Consider the following 19591-nt stretch of genomic DNA (forward strand, 5'->3'; position numbering starts at 1 on the left):
TGCTAAATTAAGGTTAAAGGTAAAATTTATCTAAGTTTGTAAACAGACGATGAAGAAATTAATCATTTTCAGTTCTGTTCTGTTAGTCGCGATCATATTCATCGCGGTCAAGTACTTTGCAGAACTTAGCGGTAACTCCAACAGCAATACAAAAGTATTAAAATATATACCCTCAGACGCTACCCTGGTTGTCAATTTCAGTAATGATGCCTCATTTTACGATATCGTGGATGACTATGAGCTTTTCGCGGAGGTCATAGGTGAGCGAAGGAGCGCTGAAATATCTCAGCTCAAGGCGGTTTTGTTGAATGACCCGCTTGTGGCAGAGATAAGTAGCGGTGAGAAGGTTTTTATATCCTTTCACCAGTTGAAGGCGGATTCGCTGGATTACCTTTTCGCTATGGGAATTGGCTCGTCCGTTAAAAAGGAAGATGCAGAGCTGACGCTCAAAAATATTGAAGGACTGAAATACACCACAATTGCTGAGGGTTCGATCATCAAACTTGAGCTGAGTACCTTAAACCGGCCGTTTTTTATTCATATTGGCAAAGGGGTTGTTGTGGGTAGCTTTTCATCGGATTTGCTTTCGACGGCAATGGATGAGAGAAACGAGAAGCTTCCGGAGGATTTCATCGAGCTGATTAATAAAGAAGCCGATAAAAACCTGAATTCGCCCGTTAATCTCTATGTAAATTCGGAGAATTTATCGCGATTTGTAATGTCTTTTATGAGTGGTCGTGCTAACGGTAATATGCAGCTTCTAAATGGCCTGAAAGGATATGCTGCACTTGGCATGAACTTCAAGAGCGACGCACTCATGTTTAACGGGAACAGCACTCCAGATACCAGCAGCAATAATTACCTCCATACGTTTCTTAAGCAACGACCGGTTCAGAATCAGCTGAAAGCTCTACTTCCGCAAAACACCGCTAACTTCCTGACCTTCGGGGTTTCAAACTTTAAGACGTTCCATGCGGATCTGAGGAATTATTTTGGCAAGAGAAAAGAATTGCCGAAACTCCAGGCACAGGTTAAATCCATTATGACGGAGAAATCGCTCAATATTGACGATGACCTTATCCCTAAGCTGGGGAATGAATTCCTGGTATTTGAAACGGCCGAGGGCGAAAAGCTGGCTCTGCTTAAATTAAGTAACGGTCCGGCGATCGACGCTTCCCTTCAGCAATTGTCGGCTAAAGCTTCAGAATTCATCAGGCGGTTTAATTATTCAAACGTGTTTTACTATTGCTACGGGGATCCGATGAAGCCCTTCGTAAAGCCTTATTATCAGATCTTCGACAATATGCTTGTTCTGGCGAATTCCCAGGGGGCCATCACGCGTTATATGGAAAGCTATAAGGCTAATCGGTTCCTGAACAAAATCAAGGACTTCAAGGAGCACGATCAGCTGGTGGCAACGAGCAGTAATATCACCTTTTTCGCAGAAAACAAAAATTCCTCCAGGCAGATACGCTCTACTCTGAAGAACCGCTATGCAGCTTTGTTCAAGGGTGAAGAATCGGGACTGTCTAATTTTTATGGAATGTCTGTTCAATGGAGTTCTGCCGCCAAGCATTTTCAGACGAATGTATTTGCCAATTACAATACGCTGGCAAAACGCGACTTCAAGAAAGAATGGTCTTACAAGATGAATGCACGGATCGCTTCTGCTCCTCAGGTGTTCAGGAGCGGTGATCAGCACATCATCATGGTGCAGGATAACGTTTATAATCTCTATGCGATCTCCGATGAAGGAAAACGGATCTGGGCCACTCAGCTTCCCGGCACCATACGAGGCAAGCTTTATCAGTTGAAAGATGAGACAATCCTGTTTAATACAGAAGACAGAATTTACAGGATTCATCCGGATGGATCTGCGGTCAGCGGATTTCCGGTCTCCATCCCGCAAAAGACTGTACATGGCTTGACGCTTACAGGAAATGATCCGGCAAAAGCAAAGATCTATATCGCTGCGCAAAACAAGGTTTTGGGATATACCGCTGAGGGAAAACCATTAGAGGCATGGGACAAGAATCTCCCCTCCCGCATCTTTACCGAGCTGCTTTATACGGAGGCAGGAGAAACACCTTACCTGATAGCTGGAACCCGGACAGGAGATTTCTTTTTCTTTGACGAGCGGGACGGATCGCTTCTGCACCAGACTGCCGAAAAAACAGTGGTTACAGATTTCCGGAGCGGTCTTTTTCCTGTTATAAAGGAACGTGCGGAAGATTCATGGGTGGTAACGACGGATACTGCGGGGGTGCTTCACGAGATCTCGTTTACGGACTCGGTGGCGCGGAGCAGTATCGGTGTGTGGGACGAAAACCATGTATTTGGTTACAAAAACATTACCGGTGACAGTTATCCTGAGTATATTTACCTTGACAGCAAGGGATTATCTGTGTTTAACCGCGATAATACATCTGTTTTTAGTTATGAATTTGAGGATTCGGTAAAGCGGAATCTGCAATTTTTCAGCACAGATAAGAGTTCCTGGAGCATTGCCGTTTCTTCTTACCAGAATAATGAGATATATTTATTTGACAATGAAGGGAATGTATCCAGAGGTTTTCCGATTAAAGCTGTTGGGGAGTTTTATATGGGAGTTATCCGTAACGACGGTTTACGCTATCTTATCTGCGGCACTGCGGATGGCAACCTGCATGCGTACAAACTTTAAGCATACGCCTGTATTTTGCGGGATTCTTCTTTTATTTCTTTCATCGAAAGTATCAGCACAACAATTTTCGCTTTACGGAACGAGAACGTTATGGGATTCTTTTGAGAATCCCGCGCAATCTCCTTTCGAACTGAATGAGAGCAGGCAGTTTGCTTCTAATTTTTTTGTTCCGAATAGTGGGGTGAACCTGCAGTTTAACGGTCCCGCACAGGTGGCGCTTAAGAATATTCTCCTCTATACGAATGGTCTGTCGGTCAGCAATCTGGATGTGGATGCCCCGCGATTTAACAAGGTCAATGCGAGTGAGAATTCATATCTCCTGATGCTGCGATTGTTCAAGACGGTAGATTACCGGCGTGAACTTGGCTTTTCATGGCAGACCCGGGCAGAAAGTCATGGCAAGCTTCATAACCAGGCTTTAATTGTGTTTAAGACGGCAAACGAGCAAGGGATTAATGGGATTGACAGGTATTTGAATAGAACAGGTCCCAATCAACTGCGCGGTACTGACCTCCAGGCTCAGGCTTACCACCAGATAGGATTTACTTTCAGGGAACAGTACAATCAAAACTTCAGCTATGGCATTAAGCTAAGCTACCTAAGCGGTATCGCCCATAACTCTATAAAGGTGCGATCGGGGGAGCTTGATAATGATCCGGCTTCTCCGGGTTACCGCACTTTTACCGTTGGCGGAGTTCTGCGGAGCAGCTACTATGACGATATTGCCTGGGATGACCTGCGTCCGAACTTCCGAAATCCGGGTATGTCATTGACACTGAGCAGTAATCTGAAGCTCAGGGATGGTTGGAATGTGATGACAAATCTGAAGGATGTAGGCTTTATCCGCTGGAGTGCAGATTCTTACAGGAACGGTGCTGATTTGAATATTAATACCCTCGATGACGCGGAGGATCAGCTGGACAAAATACAGGCCTCACTCGTGAGAGAGCGATATACATCAGTAATAAACGGAAAGGCTGAGGCGCTTATATCGAAAGAGTTCGGGGCGTTCAAGCCCTCTGCATTGCTGTCTAAAAGTCTTTTTAACAATAGCGGAGATATTGTTCTTATGAATTCTTTCCGATATAAAGTGCTACAAATTGGCGCCTCGGGAGCGTACAATCTAAACGATTACTTTCAGTTTGGCGGACAACTAATGCTTAAATCGCCTAACGTAGAATTCTTTATAGGAACGGATAATCTCTTCCAGTCTTACAAGACCAAGGTACTGCTTACCGATGATCCTGATCAGCGTCTGGAAAGAGTGAATGAAGGTATCAAGGGCGCGGCTGCTTACCTGGGTTTTTCTCTGAAGTTTGGCAGAATCGTGAGTGATCCTCAGAATGAGAATTACATTCCGGGTATCAACCATAGGGTTCCCGGAACAGGATTCTTGAATAAGATATTTGGAAAACGCGACTAGACAGCCTTTGGAGTCGTGGCCACGAAATCTTTCAGGTAATAGGGCTCAAAGTAGGCGATGTCTTCAAAAACCTGCTCATTAAACCTGTCAAAAGCTTCTGCACTCATATCCGAAGCAGAGTTTTCGAAGGTGGTTATGAAGGTAGCATTAGCGTTTGCTCCAAGGGTCTCCACACATTTTTCTGCACCATCCCCAAAGAAGACGATCTTCTTTGTAGCGAGTAAGTCTGCAAAGGAATCTTCATCAATGATCTTTGCTGAAACAGGGTTAATTTCATTTAAGGCGCTGTCGTAAACAGCTGTGTACACTTCCATTCTTCTCGCATCGATCATCGGGCATAACAAAGATTCGGTATTACCGGAGTTTACCTGCCTGTTTGAAGCCATTACTTTTAGGGTATCTACAGCGATCAAAGGAATGTCCAGCGCATAACAAAGTCCCTTGGCAGTAGAAACGCCAATCCTCAAACCTGTGTAAGAGCCCGGACCTTTGCTAACTGCTACGGCATTTAGATCGCTCATATCCTTCCCTGCTGACTTCATCACCTCCTCAATGAACAATGTGATGCTGGAAGCGTGAATATTTCTTTCTGAGGCTTCTTTGCAGGCTATTGTAGCTCCGTTTTCAGCAAGCGATACAGAGCAGGATATTGTAGATGTTTCGATTTGAAGTATTAATGCCATTGATGAGATGATGTTTGGTTCCAGATTTGATTAAGGGACAGGATCGTGTCCGTGACCGCCCCAAGGGTTACACCTGCCAATTCGCTTGATAGTGAGCCAGCCGCCTTTAAATGGACCATGCTTTTTAATCGCTTCCGCACCGTACTGAGAGCAGGTTGGTGTAAATCGGCATGACGCACCGGTTAAGGGGGATATAAAGTATTGATAAAACCGGATTAGCAGGAGAAATAGACGTCCAACGAGCCAGGAAAAGCCGCTAATTATCTTCTTTATCATATGCTTTATGCAAGTGTTTAAGAACAGTGATCAGCTTTTTTTCTATGACTTTATAATCGGCTATTTCATTACCGATATAGCTCAGTGAGAGAATGATGCGAGTGTCGTTTTTGAGTAATACAGGATACAGATGAGTGTCTTTATGAAGCCTGTAAGCTTCCCTTATTCTTCTCTTCAGCAGATTCCTGTCCACAGCTTTTTTGAATTTCCGTTTGGGAACGGCCACTACTACCTGAACCGGGTATTGGCCAGGGAGAGTTTCAGGCATATGAACGACCCGGAAAGGGTAAACTAAAAAAGAAGAACCGCTAGTAAAAAGCTTCTTTAAAAGCCTTTTGTTACATAACCGTTCTTCTTTCTTAAATGTATGCATGTACTGATTGCTTTACGCCTGAATGCAGATAATCTGCAGCTCCGTAAGGAAAACGGCTGCAATCAATAATTATGCTTTATGACGACGCTCGTCAGATACTGATAGTCTTTTTCTACCTTTGGCTCTTCTTGAAGCTAAAACCCTTCTACCATTGGCAGTGCTCATACGCTCTCTGAATCCGTGCTTATTTCTTCTTTTCCTCTGGGAAGGCTGGAATGTTCTTTTCATGACTTATATAAAATATGACTCTTTCTTACAAAGAGCGCAAATATAGATAGTTTTTTTTTATTGTCAAATTTTGTATTCATAATAAGTGTATTTAAAGGATTCCTTACATTTGATTTTATGGAGGAAGTGTCTCAGTTAACAGAATTTGGAAAAGTATTCATAATTCTTCTTGTAGGAGCGATTGTTGTATCAGGCACCATGCTTTTGTCGAAATTGCTATCCCCCTCTAAGCCAAATGCGTTAAAACTAAGCTCTTATGAGTGCGGCGAGGAGCCAAGTGGAAATGCTTGGGTTCAGATCAACTCGAGATTCTACGTTATCGCGTTGGTATTCCTGCTTTTTGAAGTTGAGATGATATTTATTTTTCCATGGTCAACTATTTTTGCACAAAAGGAACTTATCGCGGCAGATTCTACCTGGGGATGGTTGGCATTAATCGAAATGTTCATCTTCGTTGGCATCTTGCTACTGGGCTTGGTCTACGTTTGGAGACGGAAAGATCTTAACTGGATAAAACCCCGACCGACTTTGACAGTTGTCGAAACGGCCGTACCTCTGAGTGCTTACGATAGGATCAATGCGGAGACATATGTCACCCGAGCCTTTTCTGCCGAACCGATAAAAACGGTTCAGGAACAGACAGTCCCGGTATCAACACCCAAGCCGGCTTTTAAGCCCGCTTTTAAAAGAGTACAAAAATGAGTTTAGATAAAATGTCGCAGGATGGTGGAGTAATGGTGGCCAAACTCGACGACCTGCTTAATTGGGCGAGACTTTCTTCGCTATGGCCTGTTAGTTTCGGGATTGCGTGCTGCGCAATCGAAATGATGGGGGCCTATTCTGCAAACTTCGACCTGGACCGGATTGGTGTATTTCCACGACCTACGCCGAGACAATCCGATGTTATTATAATAGCTGGAACGGTAACGTTCAAAATGGCTGAACGGATCCGCAGGCTCTATGAGCAGATGCCGGAACCGCGTTATGTTATCTCCATGGGGTCCTGCTCCAACTGCGGTGGTCCGTACTGGCAGCATGGCTATCACGTTGTCAAAGGGGTTGACCGAATCATTCCAGTGGATATATATGTGCAGGGCTGTCCGCCCCGCCCCGAAGCGCTGATCGGTGGTTTCCTCGAATTGCAGAAAAAAATAACGGAAGAGAGCCTTCTGACATCCAGCTGATTGGATAGTATTTCCCCGTGAGATTATGTCGCCCTCAATGCTGCATATATTAGCTTTTTTCGCAGATTTAGAGTAAACTTGCACGAATGAAAGCATTTTATGGTGATTTGCGCGTAGGAATTCTTGGAGGAGGCCAGTTAGGCCGTATGCTTATCCAGGAAGCGATAAACTACAACGTTAATATCCGAGTTCTCGACCCTGACCCGGAGGCGTCTTGCAGATATCTGTGTAATAAGTTCGTCGTTGGCTCGCTAACGGATTATGAAACGGTCTATGAGTTCGGTAAAAATCTTGACCTCCTTACTATCGAAATAGAAAAGGTAAACGTCGATGCTCTTCAGAAGCTGGAAGAAGAGGGCGTGCTTGTCTATCCCGAGCCACGGATCATCCGCTTGATTCAGGATAAAGGACTTCAGAAGGAGTTCTTCAAGCAACACGGGATCCCTTCTGCACCATTTCAGCTGATTACATCCCAGGCTTCGCTAAAAAACGCCTCTATTCCTTTCCCTTTCATCCAAAAGTTGAGAAGAGACGGTTATGACGGTAAAGGTGTTTATAAAATAAAAAGCGAAAGTGATTTCGAGAATGCATTTAATGAACCAAGCATCATTGAGGAGTGGGTTGATTTTGATAAGGAAATTGCTGTAATCGTTGCACGCAACAATGATGGGGAGACCAAAGCTTTCCCTTGCGTGGAAATGGAGTTCAACCCGGACGCCAACCTCGTTGAGTTCCTGATTTCACCTAGTACTTTACCTCTGGAGGTACAGCAAAGGGCGGAGTTTCTGGCTCTCGAGATTGCGAATTCATTGAAGATAACCGGACTTCTGGCTGTTGAGATGTTTCTCACGAAAACGGGCACTATTCTGGTGAATGAACTTGCGCCACGACCACACAACAGTGGTCATCACACGATCGAAGGAAACTATGTTTCCCAATTCGAACAACATCTGAGGGCCATCTTCAACCTTCCTTTAGGCGACATCAGGCCGGTAAGCAACGCAGTAATGATCAATCTTCTTGGAGAGCCTGGATTTGAAGGTCCGGCTGTATATGAAGGCTTGAATGATATCTTAAAAATGGACGGAGTGTACGTTCACCTTTATGGAAAGAAGTTTACCAAACCCTTCAGGAAGATGGGTCACGTAACCATAATTGATGATATCCGCGAGAAAGCTGTAGAAAAAGCCCGGCTGGTTCAAAGCATAGTCAAAGTAATAGCTTAATATATACATGAAAGTTGGAATTATAATGGGCAGCAAATCGGACTTACCGGTTATGCAGGATGCCGCAGATATTTTAAAGGTTCTGGGCGCGGAGTTTGAAATAACCGTAGTTTCTGCGCACCGGACTCCGGAGAGAATGTTCCAATACGCGAAAACAGCCGCTGACCGGGGAATAGGTGTGATTATTGCCGGTGCGGGTGGTGCAGCTCATCTTCCGGGTATGGTTGCATCGATTACGCATCTTCCGGTTATTGGTGTTCCTGTTAAGTCTTCGAACTCGATAGATGGCTGGGATTCTATTCTGTCTATTCTGCAAATGCCGAACGGAATTCCGGTGGCCACTGTTGCCTTAAATGCCGCCAAAAACGCTGGCATCCTGGCAGCGCAGATTTTAGCAACGGCCGATCCGCGAATCACTGAAAATCTTAAGGCCTACAAAGAAGACCTTAAAACTAAGGTAGAGGAAACAGCGCAGGAGATGGAATCTGCGTTTAGTTCCAAAGTGGATTCTCCGGAAAATTAGCAATATGAGCAAACCTGGGACCCAGGTTTGCTACAATCTCTTTCCATAAACCCTCTTCATTGCGTGCGTTCATCACGAAAGCTGATTTATAATTATCGGTAACCAGCCAGGAGTTTTGTTCAAGCTCTCGCTCCAGCTGCTCCGGTTCCCAGCCTGAATAACCAACAAAGAATTTTATCTCCTCCTGGTCTATTTGCTGCGAATTTATCAGCAGTAACAGTGTTTCAAAGTTACCTCCCCAGAATATTCCTTTGCTGATTTCCTGTCCGCCACTGATCCTCTCATCACAACAATGGATAAAATGCAGCGTGTCGGCTCCTACGGGACCACCCACATAAATAGGAAAGTTGGCGTCCGGACAATCCGGCAAAACGTCTTTCAGCAACAGGTTACTTCTCTGGTTCAATACATATCCTATCGTTCCTTCTTCATTATGCTCTGCCAGTAAGACGACCGACCTTTTAAAGTTGGGATCGAGCATAAACGGTTCGGAGATCAGCAAACTTCCTTTCGTGGGTTGAATTTTATTCAGCATACGTTGATAACAATGTCATGCGATTATATGTTTTTATAAGATTCCCAACTAATATCGGTGTTTATAATAGTTAGATTCATTCAATTACTAACTTTGTATAGTTATGACCTTAGACAAAGAGACCATCCAAAACCTGCGACAGGACTACAAAAGTGCTACCCTCTCTGAAAAAGATGTCGAAGCAGATCCCGTTAGCCAATTTTCAAAATGGTTCACCGAAGCCATGGCTTCGCAAATATATGAGCCGAATGTGATGACTCTGGCGACAGCCACGGCAGATGGTAAACCATCTGCGCGGGTGATGTTGTTAAAAGGATTCGACGAACGGGGCTTTGTTTTCTACACCAATTACTTAAGTCGGAAAGGCCAGGAGATTACTAAGAATGCACAAGCTGCACTTGTTTTTTTCTGGCAGGAGCTGGAACGGCAGGTACGTATCGAAGGGACGCTTGAAAAATTAAACGAGAAAGATTCAGAGGCCTATTTTCATTCACGTCCAAAGAAAAGTCAAATCGGGGCAATTGCGTCGCCGCAAAGCCGTGAGATAGATAGTAAAGAATTTCTTTTAAACAACCTTGCACTTCTTGAAGAGAAATACAAAGACGGCGCAGAGATTCCGAAACCGCCACACTGGGGGGGATATATCGTAAAACCTACCTTTATCGAGTTCTGGCAGGGCGGATCAGGTAGACTGCATGACCGGATGGCTTACAAATTGGTAGACAATAACTGGAAAATCGTACGACTAGCTCCTTAAAATGACTTTCGAAGAAATAAAGAACCTGCTGACTGACAAATTTGGCCCTGATGTGATCCTGGGTGAAGAACCGACAGGTCGCCAGCCTGCGCTGATCATTCAGCCTGAAGCAATAGCGCAAGTTTGTCTGGAGTTAAGAGACAACGACAAGACCTGGTTCGATTTTCTGGCTTCACTTACTGGTGTTGATTATGGTATCGAAGAAAATATATTTGGCGTTGTTTATCACCTCGCATCCATACCCTACAAAAGCTCCCTGACATTAAAAGTACGCAAGTACCATGACCGGAATCGCGAGGAGCTTCCCTCCTTCCCGACGGTATCTGAGGTTTGGAAAACTGCCGACTGGCACGAACGCGAGGCCTTCGATCTTGTCGGAATAAGATTTGAGAACCATCCTGATCTTCGAAGAATTCTCTTGCCGGACGATTGGGAGGGTTATCCACTAAGAAAGGATTACAAAGTCCAGGAGTATTATAACGGAATTAAAGTGGACTAATGGAATCAACACGATATCATAAGCTTATATCAGAAGTAGAACCTACTGAAATGGTTCTGAACATGGGTCCGCAACACCCCTCCACACACGGAGTCCTGAGGCTGGAACTGATCACTGACGGAGAGATCGTTAAAGAAGTAATACCGCATGTTGGCTATCTTCACAGATGTTTTGAAAAACATGCGGAAAACCTGACCTATCAACAGACTATTCCCTTTGTTGACCGGCTCGACTATCTTGCTTCCATGAACAGCAGCCATGCGTGGGTGATGGGCGTTGAGAGAATGCTGGGTATAGACGGTGACATTCCCAAAAGGATAGAATATATACGCGTACTTGTATCTGAGTTGAACAGGATCGGTTCACATCTTATCGCTTTGGGGACATACGGGATAGACATTGGAGCATTCACACCCTTTTTGTGGTGCTTCAGGGACCGGGAACACATCATGAATATGCTAGAATGGGCATCCGGGTCGAGAATGCTATACAATTATATCTGGGTTGGCGGATTGTACTACGACCTTCCGGTGGGATTCGAAGAAAGGTGTAAGGAGTTTATTGACTATTTCAAACCAAAGATGAGAGAGTTAAACGAGCTGCTAACAGGAAATGAAATATTCATATCCAGGACTGCCAATGTAGGAGTATTGCCGCTCTCTACAGCGATCAATTACGGATGTTCGGGACCTATGCTGCGCGGATCGGGACTAAAATGGGACCTACGACGAGTTGATGAATACTCCGCATATCCAGAGCTGGAATTTGAAATACCTGTTGGTAAGGGTGAAATGGGTACTGTGGGAGACTGTTGGGACCGCTTTAAGGTTCGTATAGATGAAGTTGAGCAATCGGTGGGTATCATCAGTCAGTGCCTGGAGCGCCTACAGTCAGACCTTAAGCGAACAAAAGAATTTGACCCAAGGGCCAAACTTCCTAAAAAGATCATTCCTAAAGCTCAGGATTTTTATATGAGGGCAGAAAACCCTAAGGGAGAACTTGGCTTCTATTTCATTACCGATGGAAAGTCGGAGATACCAAAGCGTGTAAAAGCAAGAGGACCCAGCTTTTGCAATCTGTCTGTTATTTCCGAAATATCCAGAGGAGTTCTCATTGCCGACCTGATAGCAATCATAGGATCTGTAGATATTGTACTAGGAGAGTTGGACAGATAATAAAAGTTCAATAACGCAAAGAAGCCGCCCGGAGATCCAGGCGGCTTCTTTGTTCACTCAAACTAACTCTTATCAATAAACCTTAACCATGTAAATGTAATTGCCTATCTTTTTGATCTGCTCACCTCTATTTAACGAGGCCAGCGTATTTTTAGTATTTACCGAAACTTTTCTTCCCAAAGAATCCTTTGGAATAGCATCAATAGCTTCCAGAAGGTAAGCAGACTTGATCGCGAAGGACGCTCCGTCTGTACGATCCTGCTTTGCGTTTACCACACCTACAACATTTCCTTTGCTGTCAAGTAAAGGACCTCCGCTATTTCCACCATTCACAGAAATATCTACCTGATAGGCAAGCGTGTCACCAGCGTATCCACTTTTAGAACTTAGATATCCGCGCGTGTAGGTTATATCGTCTTTAGGATAGCCTAAAGTGTATACATCAAGCCCCAAGTCGGCACCTGACTTTTTAAATGAATATGGAAGTGACTTTGGAAGCTTGAAAGAAGGGTCAGTCACTTTCAATACAGCAATATCGTATGATGGGTGGACATAAACTGTCGTTGTTTTGAAAGACTTTCCATCGTTATCCTCGATATAAATAGAGTCCGCTCCTTTAACCACATGATAATTGGTTACGATATATCCTTCAGTATTTAACGCAAAACCGGTACCTCCGAACAAAGATGGTGCAGAAGGCTCCTTTGTGGTAGCGTTGATATTTTGCAGAATCTCGTTCTGGGAGCGTTTAACCTTTGTATTGATATCCCGGCTCCACTCTCTGCGAAGGGCATTATAATCCGAACGTATGGAAGTAGCCTTGTTGAAGTAACCTGTCGAAAATAAAGTAGTGAAAACCGCCATAAGAGCAACAGATGCAGCAACAGCTCCGTTAACACGATACTTTCTCCACATCGTCCTTACCTTCAGTCCGAACGGAATCACCTCTTCCCTAATCGACTCCACATCGAGGCTTGAATGAATAGCATTCATTTCAGATATCAGCTTACGGTGCTCACCATAATCTTTCATCTGCTTAATAAATTGCTCATGCAATACCACCTTCTGGTCCAGATCCGGATCAGAAGCTCTTAATCGTTCAAACGCCGCAGCCTCCTCCGCAGACATTTCGTCTAATAAATATGCTTCAATCTGTTCTGTAATATCCATAATCTAAACTCCTTTATCCTTGAAAGAATAGTTTCTTTAAACGTTGCAGGCATTTGTATTTCTGATTTTTCGCATTATCAGCATTCGTATAGCCAAACTTTTCACAGATCTCCTGCATGGATCTGTTGTTTATATAATAATCTTCAATGATCGTCTTACACGGCTCTCCGAGTCGTCCTAGGGCTGATTCCATCATGGTAAACTGCCTGTCTTTCTCTTCATGCCTTTCAATATCGTCTTCCACTGTAAGAACATCCTCAAAATCTGTAATATTCCCTGTATTACGGCTTTTCTGCGCAAGCCTTTTCAACCACAGCCTCCTGCATACGGAGTAGAGAAATGTTTTTAACTTACTGTTTAGTACAAAATCACCCTTCTTGACTTTATCATATAGAACGATAACTGATTCCTGGAAAACGTCCTTTGCATCATCATCATTCCCATTATTCATTACCACAAGCTGAAGGATCATCGGAAAATATGCCTTATATATTTCTTCCAGTATGCCCTTAGAACCATTCAGAATTCCGAGGATCACCTCATTATCCGCTGGTTCAGACCTTTTTATCATTCTGCTCACTATTTATACCTTTTTAAGAAATTTGTAACCCAATGATAAGTAAAATTAAAAAGAAAAAAATACTGAGTTATATGGGTTACTTTTCGGGAGACCTCGTATTAACAGTAAATTGTTTGTAAAAAATCATAAAGACATTAAAATGAAAAATCTAGTAAAATTCGGTTTCTTAGCATTGGCTATCACTTTAACAGCATCTGCTTGTAACTCTACCAAAACTGAAAGTGGTGCTGACTCTACTTTAGTAGATTCTGCTACAACTGACACTACTATGTTATCTGATACTACTGCTGTTCTTGATTCAACTGTAGTTGTTGATTCAACAGTAGCTCAATAATTATTGAGAAAAAGCGAGAAATAAATTTCAATTTATTTTCTCGAATAAAGGTTACCTATTAGAAATACCCGTATTAACAATAAACTATTAAAAAAATAAAATGAAAAATCTATTCAAATTTGGCTTTTTAGCTTTAGCTATCACTCTTTCTGCATCAGCTTGTAACTCTTCTCAAACTGAGAACAACACTGCTGATTCAATCGACTCAACTGCAGATGCTAGCATCGATTCAATCGACGCTTCTGCTGACGCTAAAACTGACACTATCGATTCAGCTGCTTCTGCTGCTGTTGATTCAGTTCAAAACTAATATTAAAACGCACTTTCTGTTTATACAGGACGTATGTTTAAAACCTGTAACTTGAATAAGTTACAGGTTTTTTTTTGCCCCATCTTACAATCTTCAATACTTTTTCCCTGTCTTCCATAAAACATTAACTTTGGCAAAATTTAACTAATGATACTATCTTCACTAAACGCCATATCTCCTGTTGATGGGCGATATGCAAAATCAACCCGCGAGTTATCAGCCTATTTTTCAGAAGCCGCGCTTATTAAGTTTAGGGTCTACGTGGAAATAGAGTACTTTATTGCATTAGCATCCATTCCTCTTCCCCAGCTTGAAAACTTTCCAACAGAAAATTTTGACGCCCTGAGATCTATTTACCTAAACTTCAAGGAAGAGGACGCTTTGCGCATTAAGGAAATAGAAAGTGTTACCAACCATGACGTTAAAGCTGTAGAATATTTTATCAAGGAAGTCTTTGACACCCTGAGCTTACAGGAATATAAAGAATTTATACATTTCGGACTTACGTCCCAAGACATCAACAATACGGCAATACCTCATTCTCTGAAACTTGCTGTCGAGGAGGCTTACCTGCCTTCGGTTAAGGAGTTAATCGATAAGCTGAAGGCACTGGCGTCCGATTGGGCAGAAATCCCGATGCTTGCGCATACGCACGGTCAACCCGCTTCACCGACACGTCTTGGTAAAGAAATCTACGTATTTGTGGAACGCCTTGAAGCCCAGCTTGAGCAGTTGAAAGTAATTCCATTTTCAGCTAAGTTCGGTGGTGCTACCGGTAACTTTAACGCACATCACATCGCCTATCCTTCCATAGACTGGAAGAAATTCGCAAACAGCTTTGTCAACAATCAACTGCAGCTAAACCGTTCCCAGTACACTACTCAGATTGAGCATTACGACAACTTCGCCGCACATTGCGACGTATTTAAGCGAATCAATAATATCATTCTGGATCTTAACCGTGATATGTGGATGTATATCATGATGAACTATTTCGGACAGAAAATCAAAGCTGGAGAAGTAGGTTCATCCGCCATGCCACATAAAGTAAACCCGATTGACTTTGAAAATTCTGAAGGAAACTTGGGAATAGCAAACGCACTGTTCGAACACCTGGCGGCGAAGCTTCCGGTATCACGCCTGCAGAGGGATCTGACTGATTCTACAGTCTTAAGAAACATTGGTGTTCCTATAGCACATACTCTCATCGCGCTAAAATCGACATTAAAAGGGCTTGGTAAACTATTGCTTAACCAAACAGCTATCGAAAGTCACCTGAATGAAAACTGGGCGGTCGCAGCGGAAGCAATACAAACGATTTTAAGAAGAGAGGGTTATCCAAATCCGTATGAGGCATTAAAAGAGCTTACACGTACAAATGACAAAGTCAGTGCTGCAACCATATCTGCATTCGTATCTACGCTTAACGTTTCAGAGGAGGTAAAGGATGAGATCAGAAAGATCAGCCCACTTACCTACGTAGGTATTTAATTCGGTTGTCAATCGGCCTGCATGGGTCATCTACGCGTAAAAAGCTTAGTGAACCACGATACAGGCTGATATTTTTGATAATTTTGTACAAAACATACATCTCATGGCAGTTAATATAAACGTATATACAGAATCCACACCGAACCCGGCGACTATGAAGTTTCTGGTAAACAAGCTTCTTTTAAACGGAAGTGTGGATTACCCAACGAAAGAGAGTGCCGAGACCTCTCCTTTCGCAAAAGAACTTTACAAGTTTAATTTTGTGAATGGTGTTTTCTTTGCAAGTAATTTCGTTACAGTAACAAAAACGGAAGATGCTGATTGGGCTGATATTGAACCGATCCTGAAAGAATTCGTAAAAGGGGCGACAGAGGCAGAGCTGCGTGTTAAAGACGTAGTGACCGATGAAAACACTGCCTTCGAAGGAACAGAAACCGAAATCAAGATACAGCAAATTCTTCACGACTATGTCAGGCCTGCAGTAGAGCAAGATGGTGGCGCTATTAGTTACCGCTCGTTTGAAAATGGTATTGTGACAGTTGAATTGAGAGGATCCTGCAGCGGATGCCCGTCTTCCACCTACACTTTGAAAGCAGGTATCGAAAGCCTCTTAAAAAGAATGGTTCCTGAAGTAACAGAAGTTGTTTCCGAAGCTCTTTAAGTATTCAGGTTTAACCTGGATAAAACGATACAAAGATAATCTCCTTTTAAGACAAAGCCCTTTAGTGAAAAACTAAAGGGCTTTGTTATTTTATCTAAGCCCAGGACTGTTGTTCCAGAGGTCAAGACAAGAAGCGCTCGAAATATCGCCTATTCTTTAAAATGCTTACTGATGACCGTCTGAAGCTCAGCAGCGATGAATGGATTACCTGCAATTAGTTCCCGCGCCTCAAAAACTTCGGCAGTACCCGAAAAGTTTGTTACCCTACCTCCGGCTTCACGAACCAGGATAACCCCGGCTGCAACATCGTAAGAATTAAGATTATATTCAAAAAACCCGTCAAACCTTCCGCAGGCTACGTAGGCAAGATCTACCGCCGCCGACCCAATGCGTCTTAAGCCATGGCTTACCTGAGTAAGCTCCCTAAAAACGTTGATGTATCGCTCAAGTTTCTCAAAATTATAATAAGGAAAACCCGTTGCTAGTAAGGAAGCCGAGAAAGATTGATTACCGGTTACAGCAATCTTCTTACCATTCATAAAAGCTCCCCCATCCTTCCAGGCATAGAAACATTCATCCCGATTGATCTCATAAATAACACCGAGAACCAGCTCGTCGTTTTCTTGCAAAGCAATGCTAACAGAGAAAGCCGGAATGCCATGAATGAAATTGGTAGTTCCATCAAGAGGGTCAACGATCCAGTTATACACCTCACCCACCTTGTTAATCGTCTGTTCTTCCGTAATGAAACCTGCCGAAGACAAGTATTTGGACAAACCTGCAACGATCATTTCCTCAGCACCCTTGTCGACATAAGAGACCATATCATTAAGACCCTTATACTCGATACTTGCAGCATCGAATCGGGAGGCTTCTTCGCGGATGAATGAACCCGCTGATTTTGCCAGCTCTACTACCTGACTGGTTAAATGCTCTAAATTCATACTGCTTGGCCTCTCTGTTTTTTGTGATTATTTAAAGACCAAATGATGCCGGCTACCCCCATTAAGATCATAATAGTTGAGATAAGCTCGGCCTGAGTAAAACTAAGTCCGCCAACATGATATTTGGAATTAACACGGATCAGCTCAATCAAGAAGCGCTCCACGCCTGCCAAAATCAGATATAACGAAAACATCATTCCCGCAGGCTTTATCTTCGTTCTGAGTGACCATAACAATGCAAATAGGACAAGTCCGCCCAGAAACTCATATAAAGAAGTGGGATACACCGCTGCAGGAAGCTCACTGCAATACCTTCCCACACATCCTGGAATAGGAACACCTTCATTAATAACGTTATGCGGAAATTTAAATGACCATACCCAGTCAGGAGCCCAGCTCAGCCAGCCCGGCTTAGCACTGTAGTTTTCGATACCCCAATCACCGTCACCTGACATGTGACATCCCATACGGCCCACTGCATAAGCAAGCATCATCCCGGGTCCACCTACATCAAGCATATGAACCGGCTTTATTCCCTTCTTATTTGCAAGATATAAAACTGCCGCGCCACCACATATCAAACCACCATAGAATGTCAATCCACTAAAAGCAATCAGGCCGCCTATCGGGTCGCGCATAAACTCATCGAAGTATTCCAGGTTGTGGAAGATCTTCGCACCTAGAAAACCCCATACAGCTGCCCAAACGATCAGCGTGCTCATATATTGGTAAGGGTGCACAACCTCTTCTACTACACGAGGTTTCGCAAGCTGAACCTTCTTTTTATCGTTGAAAGCCATGAAAGCAAACGCTACCGCGACGATAACGCCGCCAAAAAAGCTGCCTCTGCCAGACAAAATAAAGCTTTGAGGATCGTTTACAAATTCGCTGTAATTAAATACAGCATCGATGATCTTATAACCTAGCAAAAAGCCAAACAGACCGTTAACGACCATTTCTGAGGTTGAAGCAGGCTCGCCAATAGTAACTTTTCTTTTAAAAGGATAAACGAGTCCCAGTTTCTCTTTTCTCTTCAGCTCTTCGCTAAAGGCCCAGTAGCCGGCCATAAAGGCAAGTGCCACGAAGAAGCCAAACGTTTGGATGGGAAGCGGAATATTCAGTCCGGTAAGATACTCTATCAGATGCGAGAGGTTAGGAAACATGGTTGATTATGAAATGAATAATGAAATTTAATGAATCAATACTTCAGCTGCTGGCTCTGCTATTTCCACGTCACCATCATCTGCCACTGAAGTTAGCAGAACCTGCCTTGTTTCATTTACCAGCAGCGGATCAAATTTAACCTTAACCCTGACATAGTTAGACGTAAAACCGTGCATGTAACCGTCTTTCTGATCCGCTTCAAACAATACTGCTTGGTTACTGCCCAGTTGATTTGTATAAAATGCCCTTCTTTTTTTATCCGACAAGATGTGAAGCATTTTGCTTCTATCCGCTCTTTGTGAACCAGGTACTGTACCAGGCATTTCGGCCGCAGGGGTATTCTCCCGCTCCGAATAGGTGAACACATGGAGATAGGATATATCCAGGCCGTTGATGAAATTATAAGTGTCGAGAAAATCTTCTCTCGTCTCACCCGGGAAACCGACTATCACGTCCACACCAATACAGCAGTGAGGCATGATCGCCTTTATAGCTGCAACTTTTTCCTGGTATAATTCCCGCTTATAACGCCTGCGCATCAGACCCAGGATCTTATTGCTGCCAGACTGCAACGGAATATGAAAATGAGGCACGAAACGCTTAGAGTTCGCCACAAATCGAATAATCTCTTCCGTCAGCAAATTCGGTTCAATAGACGATATCCGGATTCTGTCAATACCCTCCACTTCGTCAAGTGCCTTAACGAGATCAAAGAATTTATCTTCGCGTGAACCATCACGGATACCGAAGTCGCCAATATTGACGCCCGTCAAAACGATCTCTTTTACACCAGAAGCAGCGATGGCCTGGGCCTGAGAGATAACGCTTTCGATCGTATCACTTCTGCTGGAACCTCTTGCCAGAGGGATAGTACAAAACGTACAGGAATAATCGCATCCATCCTGAACCTTTAAAAAGGTACGCGTACGGTCGCCATATGAAAATGAAGGCACAAATTGATTTGCTTCAACAATCGGCTGATTATAAACTATCGTCTTAGGCTGTTTAGTTAAGTCGGTGAGATACTCAATAATGCGAAACTTTTCAGCTGCCCCAAGAACCAGATCAACACCCGGAATTTCAGATATTTCTGCGGGTTTAAGCTGAGCATAGCAGCCTACGATGACGATGTATGCGTTAGGCGACTGTTTAAGAGCCTCCTTTACAACTTTGCGGCATTTCTTATCCGCATTATCAGTAACGGAACAAGTATTTATAAGAAAAACATCCGGCGTTTCTGTAAAACCAACCGTCTGAAATCCTGCCTCACTGAATAATCTTCCTATTGTCGAAGTTTCAGAATAATTAAGTTTACAACCCAGCGTGTAAAATGCAACTTTTCTGCTCATAATCAAGGGGCAAAGATAGTTAT

23 protein-coding genes are annotated in these 19591 nt (G+C 43.4%); 13 read left to right on the top strand and 10 right to left on the bottom strand.

Annotated features, from left to right (window positions below; genetic code table 11):
- Positions 1–49 precede the first annotated feature (49 nt).
- Entirely contained in the window at positions 50–2683 is a 2634-nt protein-coding gene (locus B0I27_RS08535) for a hypothetical protein (protein ID WP_106292815.1), read from the top strand.
- A complete protein-coding gene (locus B0I27_RS08540; RefSeq protein WP_146133105.1) occupies positions 2667–4106 on the top strand; it encodes a DUF5723 family protein in 1440 nt (479 codons plus the stop codon). Before B0I27_RS08535 ends, B0I27_RS08540 begins: the two co-directional genes overlap by 17 nt.
- On the opposite strand, the gene tsaB is transcribed toward B0I27_RS08540, so the two are convergent.
- From tsaB to rpmH, 4 genes are all read right to left on the bottom strand, one after another.
- Positions 4103–4789 carry a tRNA (adenosine(37)-N6)-threonylcarbamoyltransferase complex dimerization subunit type 1 TsaB gene (tsaB, locus tag B0I27_RS08545; protein WP_106292817.1) on the bottom strand — a complete coding sequence of 229 codons (687 nt, stop codon included), beginning with the start codon at positions 4787–4789 and terminating at the stop codon, positions 4103–4105. The genes B0I27_RS08540 and tsaB overlap by 4 nt on opposite strands.
- Before the next feature lie 30 nt (positions 4790–4819).
- Positions 4820–5065 carry a membrane protein insertion efficiency factor YidD gene (gene yidD, locus B0I27_RS08550; protein WP_106292818.1) on the bottom strand — a complete coding sequence of 82 codons (246 nt, stop codon included), beginning with the start codon at positions 5063–5065 and terminating at the stop codon, positions 4820–4822.
- Positions 5046–5438, bottom strand: coding sequence for a ribonuclease P protein component (locus B0I27_RS08555; protein ID WP_106292819.1), 393 nt, complete (start codon positions 5436–5438; stop codon positions 5046–5048). Before B0I27_RS08555 ends, yidD begins: the two co-directional genes overlap by 20 nt.
- Positions 5439–5507: 69 nt before the next feature.
- A complete protein-coding gene (rpmH, locus tag B0I27_RS08560) occupies positions 5508–5666 on the bottom strand; it encodes a 50S ribosomal protein L34 (protein WP_092390256.1) in 159 nt (52 codons plus the stop codon).
- A gap of 117 nt (positions 5667–5783) precedes the next feature.
- Between rpmH and B0I27_RS08565 the strand changes: the two genes are divergently transcribed.
- The 4 genes from B0I27_RS08565 (at position 5784) to purE (ending at position 8599) form a co-directional block, all read left to right on the top strand.
- On the top strand, positions 5784–6368 hold the full coding sequence (locus B0I27_RS08565; protein WP_106292820.1) for an NADH-quinone oxidoreductase subunit A: 585 nt from the start codon (positions 5784–5786) through the stop codon (positions 6366–6368).
- The gene (locus B0I27_RS08570) at positions 6365–6850 is read left to right on the top strand and encodes an NADH-quinone oxidoreductase subunit B (protein WP_106292821.1); all 486 of its coding nucleotides are present in this window, start codon (positions 6365–6367) and stop codon (positions 6848–6850) included. Before B0I27_RS08565 ends, B0I27_RS08570 begins: the two co-directional genes overlap by 4 nt.
- Before the next feature lie 86 nt (positions 6851–6936).
- Positions 6937–8076 carry a 5-(carboxyamino)imidazole ribonucleotide synthase gene (locus B0I27_RS08575; RefSeq protein WP_106292822.1) on the top strand — a complete coding sequence of 380 codons (1140 nt, stop codon included), beginning with the start codon at positions 6937–6939 and terminating at the stop codon, positions 8074–8076.
- A gap of 7 nt (positions 8077–8083) precedes the next feature.
- On the top strand, positions 8084–8599 hold the full coding sequence (gene purE / locus B0I27_RS08580; RefSeq protein ID WP_106292823.1) for a 5-(carboxyamino)imidazole ribonucleotide mutase: 516 nt from the start codon (positions 8084–8086) through the stop codon (positions 8597–8599).
- Here purE and B0I27_RS08585 read toward each other — a convergent pair.
- Complete coding sequence (locus B0I27_RS08585; protein ID WP_106292824.1) at positions 8568–9134, bottom strand: YqgE/AlgH family protein; 567 nt, start codon at positions 9132–9134, stop codon at positions 8568–8570. The two genes, purE and B0I27_RS08585, sit on opposite strands and share 32 nt — an antisense overlap.
- A 103-nt stretch (positions 9135–9237) precedes the next feature.
- Between B0I27_RS08585 and pdxH the strand changes: the two genes are divergently transcribed.
- Genes pdxH through B0I27_RS08600 form a run of 3 tightly spaced genes read left to right on the top strand, consistent with a single transcriptional unit; the run spans position 9238 to position 11565 of the window.
- Positions 9238–9891 carry a pyridoxamine 5'-phosphate oxidase gene (gene pdxH / locus B0I27_RS08590; protein WP_106292825.1) on the top strand — a complete coding sequence of 218 codons (654 nt, stop codon included), beginning with the start codon at positions 9238–9240 and terminating at the stop codon, positions 9889–9891.
- 1 nt (position 9892) lies between these two features.
- Positions 9893–10390: an NADH-quinone oxidoreductase subunit C gene (locus tag B0I27_RS08595; RefSeq protein ID WP_106292826.1), complete on the top strand. Its 498-nt coding sequence runs from the start codon at positions 9893–9895 to the stop codon at positions 10388–10390.
- A complete protein-coding gene (locus B0I27_RS08600) occupies positions 10390–11565 on the top strand; it encodes an NADH-quinone oxidoreductase subunit D (protein WP_106292827.1) in 1176 nt (391 codons plus the stop codon). The genes B0I27_RS08595 and B0I27_RS08600 overlap by 1 nt, the downstream gene beginning before the upstream one ends.
- Before the next feature lie 72 nt (positions 11566–11637).
- On the opposite strand, the gene B0I27_RS08605 is transcribed toward B0I27_RS08600, so the two are convergent.
- Positions 11638–12735, bottom strand: a complete 1098-nt coding sequence (locus B0I27_RS08605; RefSeq protein ID WP_106292828.1) for a S1C family serine protease — start codon at positions 12733–12735, stop codon at positions 11638–11640.
- Positions 12736–12748: 13 nt separating this feature from the next.
- Positions 12749–13306 carry an RNA polymerase sigma factor gene (locus B0I27_RS08610; RefSeq protein ID WP_106292829.1) on the bottom strand — a complete coding sequence of 186 codons (558 nt, stop codon included), beginning with the start codon at positions 13304–13306 and terminating at the stop codon, positions 12749–12751.
- A 148-nt stretch (positions 13307–13454) separates the two neighbouring features.
- Here B0I27_RS08610 and B0I27_RS08615 point away from each other — a divergent pair, with 148 nt between their 5' ends.
- The 4 genes from B0I27_RS08615 to B0I27_RS08630 all read left to right on the top strand — a co-directional run bounded on the left by B0I27_RS08615 (position 13455) and on the right by B0I27_RS08630 (position 16111).
- Complete coding sequence (locus tag B0I27_RS08615; RefSeq protein WP_106292830.1) at positions 13455–13649, top strand: hypothetical protein; 195 nt, start codon at positions 13455–13457, stop codon at positions 13647–13649.
- Between the two features lie 100 nt (positions 13650–13749).
- Positions 13750–13959 (top strand): hypothetical protein, encoded by a 210-nt coding sequence (locus tag B0I27_RS08620; protein WP_106292831.1) that lies wholly within the window; start codon positions 13750–13752, stop codon positions 13957–13959.
- 147 nt (positions 13960–14106) lie between these two features.
- On the top strand, positions 14107–15450 hold the full coding sequence (gene purB, locus B0I27_RS08625) for an adenylosuccinate lyase (RefSeq protein ID WP_106292832.1): 1344 nt from the start codon (positions 14107–14109) through the stop codon (positions 15448–15450).
- A 103-nt stretch (positions 15451–15553) separates the two neighbouring features.
- Positions 15554–16111 carry a NifU family protein gene (locus B0I27_RS08630; RefSeq protein WP_106292833.1) on the top strand — a complete coding sequence of 186 codons (558 nt, stop codon included), beginning with the start codon at positions 15554–15556 and terminating at the stop codon, positions 16109–16111.
- A 149-nt stretch (positions 16112–16260) separates the two neighbouring features.
- Here B0I27_RS08630 and B0I27_RS08635 read toward each other — a convergent pair whose 3' ends face one another.
- The 3 genes from B0I27_RS08635 to mtaB are packed head-to-tail and all read right to left on the bottom strand — an operon-like array spanning position 16261 to position 19568.
- Positions 16261–17055, bottom strand: a complete 795-nt coding sequence (locus B0I27_RS08635) for an inositol monophosphatase family protein (RefSeq protein WP_106292834.1) — start codon at positions 17053–17055, stop codon at positions 16261–16263.
- The gene (locus B0I27_RS08640; RefSeq protein ID WP_106292835.1) at positions 17052–18218 is read right to left on the bottom strand and encodes a prolipoprotein diacylglyceryl transferase; all 1167 of its coding nucleotides are present in this window, start codon (positions 18216–18218) and stop codon (positions 17052–17054) included. Before B0I27_RS08640 ends, B0I27_RS08635 begins: the two co-directional genes overlap by 4 nt.
- A 27-nt stretch (positions 18219–18245) precedes the next feature.
- A complete protein-coding gene (gene mtaB / locus B0I27_RS08645; RefSeq protein ID WP_106292836.1) occupies positions 18246–19568 on the bottom strand; it encodes a tRNA (N(6)-L-threonylcarbamoyladenosine(37)-C(2))-methylthiotransferase MtaB in 1323 nt (440 codons plus the stop codon).
- Between the last annotated feature and the right edge of the window lie 23 nt (positions 19569–19591).

It is taken from the genome of Arcticibacter pallidicorallinus, assembly GCF_003002875.1.
Taxonomy (GTDB): Bacteria; Bacteroidota; Bacteroidia; order Sphingobacteriales; family Sphingobacteriaceae; genus Arcticibacter; species Arcticibacter pallidicorallinus.

What these genes read in the sequence shown, in the direction of transcription:
- B0I27_RS08635 (WP_106292834.1), bottom strand. Translation starts at nt 17,055, where the DNA reads ATGAATTTAGAGCATTTAACCAGTCAGGTAGTAGAGCTGGCAAAATCA.
- purE (WP_106292823.1), top strand. Translation starts at nt 8,084, where the DNA reads ATGAAAGTTGGAATTATAATGGGCAGCAAATCGGACTTACCGGTTATG.
- tsaB (WP_106292817.1), bottom strand. Translation starts at nt 4,789, where the DNA reads ATGGCATTAATACTTCAAATCGAAACATCTACAATATCCTGCTCTGTA.
- B0I27_RS08605 (WP_106292828.1), bottom strand. Translation starts at nt 12,735, where the DNA reads ATGGATATTACAGAACAGATTGAAGCATATTTATTAGACGAAATGTCT.
- B0I27_RS08570 (WP_106292821.1), top strand. Translation starts at nt 6,365, where the DNA reads ATGAGTTTAGATAAAATGTCGCAGGATGGTGGAGTAATGGTGGCCAAA.
- B0I27_RS08600 (WP_106292827.1), top strand. Translation starts at nt 10,390, where the DNA reads ATGGAATCAACACGATATCATAAGCTTATATCAGAAGTAGAACCTACT.
- rpmH (WP_092390256.1), bottom strand. Translation starts at nt 5,666, where the DNA reads ATGAAAAGAACATTCCAGCCTTCCCAGAGGAAAAGAAGAAATAAGCAC.
- B0I27_RS08585 (WP_106292824.1), bottom strand. Translation starts at nt 9,134, where the DNA reads ATGCTGAATAAAATTCAACCCACGAAAGGAAGTTTGCTGATCTCCGAA.
- B0I27_RS08565 (WP_106292820.1), top strand. Translation starts at nt 5,784, where the DNA reads ATGGAGGAAGTGTCTCAGTTAACAGAATTTGGAAAAGTATTCATAATT.
- B0I27_RS08615 (WP_106292830.1), top strand. Translation starts at nt 13,455, where the DNA reads ATGAAAAATCTAGTAAAATTCGGTTTCTTAGCATTGGCTATCACTTTA.
- purB (WP_106292832.1), top strand. Translation starts at nt 14,107, where the DNA reads ATGATACTATCTTCACTAAACGCCATATCTCCTGTTGATGGGCGATAT.
- pdxH (WP_106292825.1), top strand. Translation starts at nt 9,238, where the DNA reads ATGACCTTAGACAAAGAGACCATCCAAAACCTGCGACAGGACTACAAA.
- B0I27_RS08640 (WP_106292835.1), bottom strand. Translation starts at nt 18,218, where the DNA reads ATGTTTCCTAACCTCTCGCATCTGATAGAGTATCTTACCGGACTGAAT.
- B0I27_RS08555 (WP_106292819.1), bottom strand. Translation starts at nt 5,438, where the DNA reads ATGCATACATTTAAGAAAGAAGAACGGTTATGTAACAAAAGGCTTTTA.
- yidD (WP_106292818.1), bottom strand. Translation starts at nt 5,065, where the DNA reads ATGATAAAGAAGATAATTAGCGGCTTTTCCTGGCTCGTTGGACGTCTA.
- B0I27_RS08540 (WP_146133105.1), top strand. Translation starts at nt 2,667, where the DNA reads ATGCGTACAAACTTTAAGCATACGCCTGTATTTTGCGGGATTCTTCTT.
- B0I27_RS08610 (WP_106292829.1), bottom strand. Translation starts at nt 13,306, where the DNA reads ATGATAAAAAGGTCTGAACCAGCGGATAATGAGGTGATCCTCGGAATT.
- B0I27_RS08620 (WP_106292831.1), top strand. Translation starts at nt 13,750, where the DNA reads ATGAAAAATCTATTCAAATTTGGCTTTTTAGCTTTAGCTATCACTCTT.
- B0I27_RS08630 (WP_106292833.1), top strand. Translation starts at nt 15,554, where the DNA reads ATGGCAGTTAATATAAACGTATATACAGAATCCACACCGAACCCGGCG.
- mtaB (WP_106292836.1), bottom strand. Translation starts at nt 19,568, where the DNA reads ATGAGCAGAAAAGTTGCATTTTACACGCTGGGTTGTAAACTTAATTAT.
- B0I27_RS08535 (WP_106292815.1), top strand. Translation starts at nt 50, where the DNA reads ATGAAGAAATTAATCATTTTCAGTTCTGTTCTGTTAGTCGCGATCATA.
- B0I27_RS08575 (WP_106292822.1), top strand. Translation starts at nt 6,937, where the DNA reads ATGAAAGCATTTTATGGTGATTTGCGCGTAGGAATTCTTGGAGGAGGC.
- B0I27_RS08595 (WP_106292826.1), top strand. Translation starts at nt 9,893, where the DNA reads ATGACTTTCGAAGAAATAAAGAACCTGCTGACTGACAAATTTGGCCCT.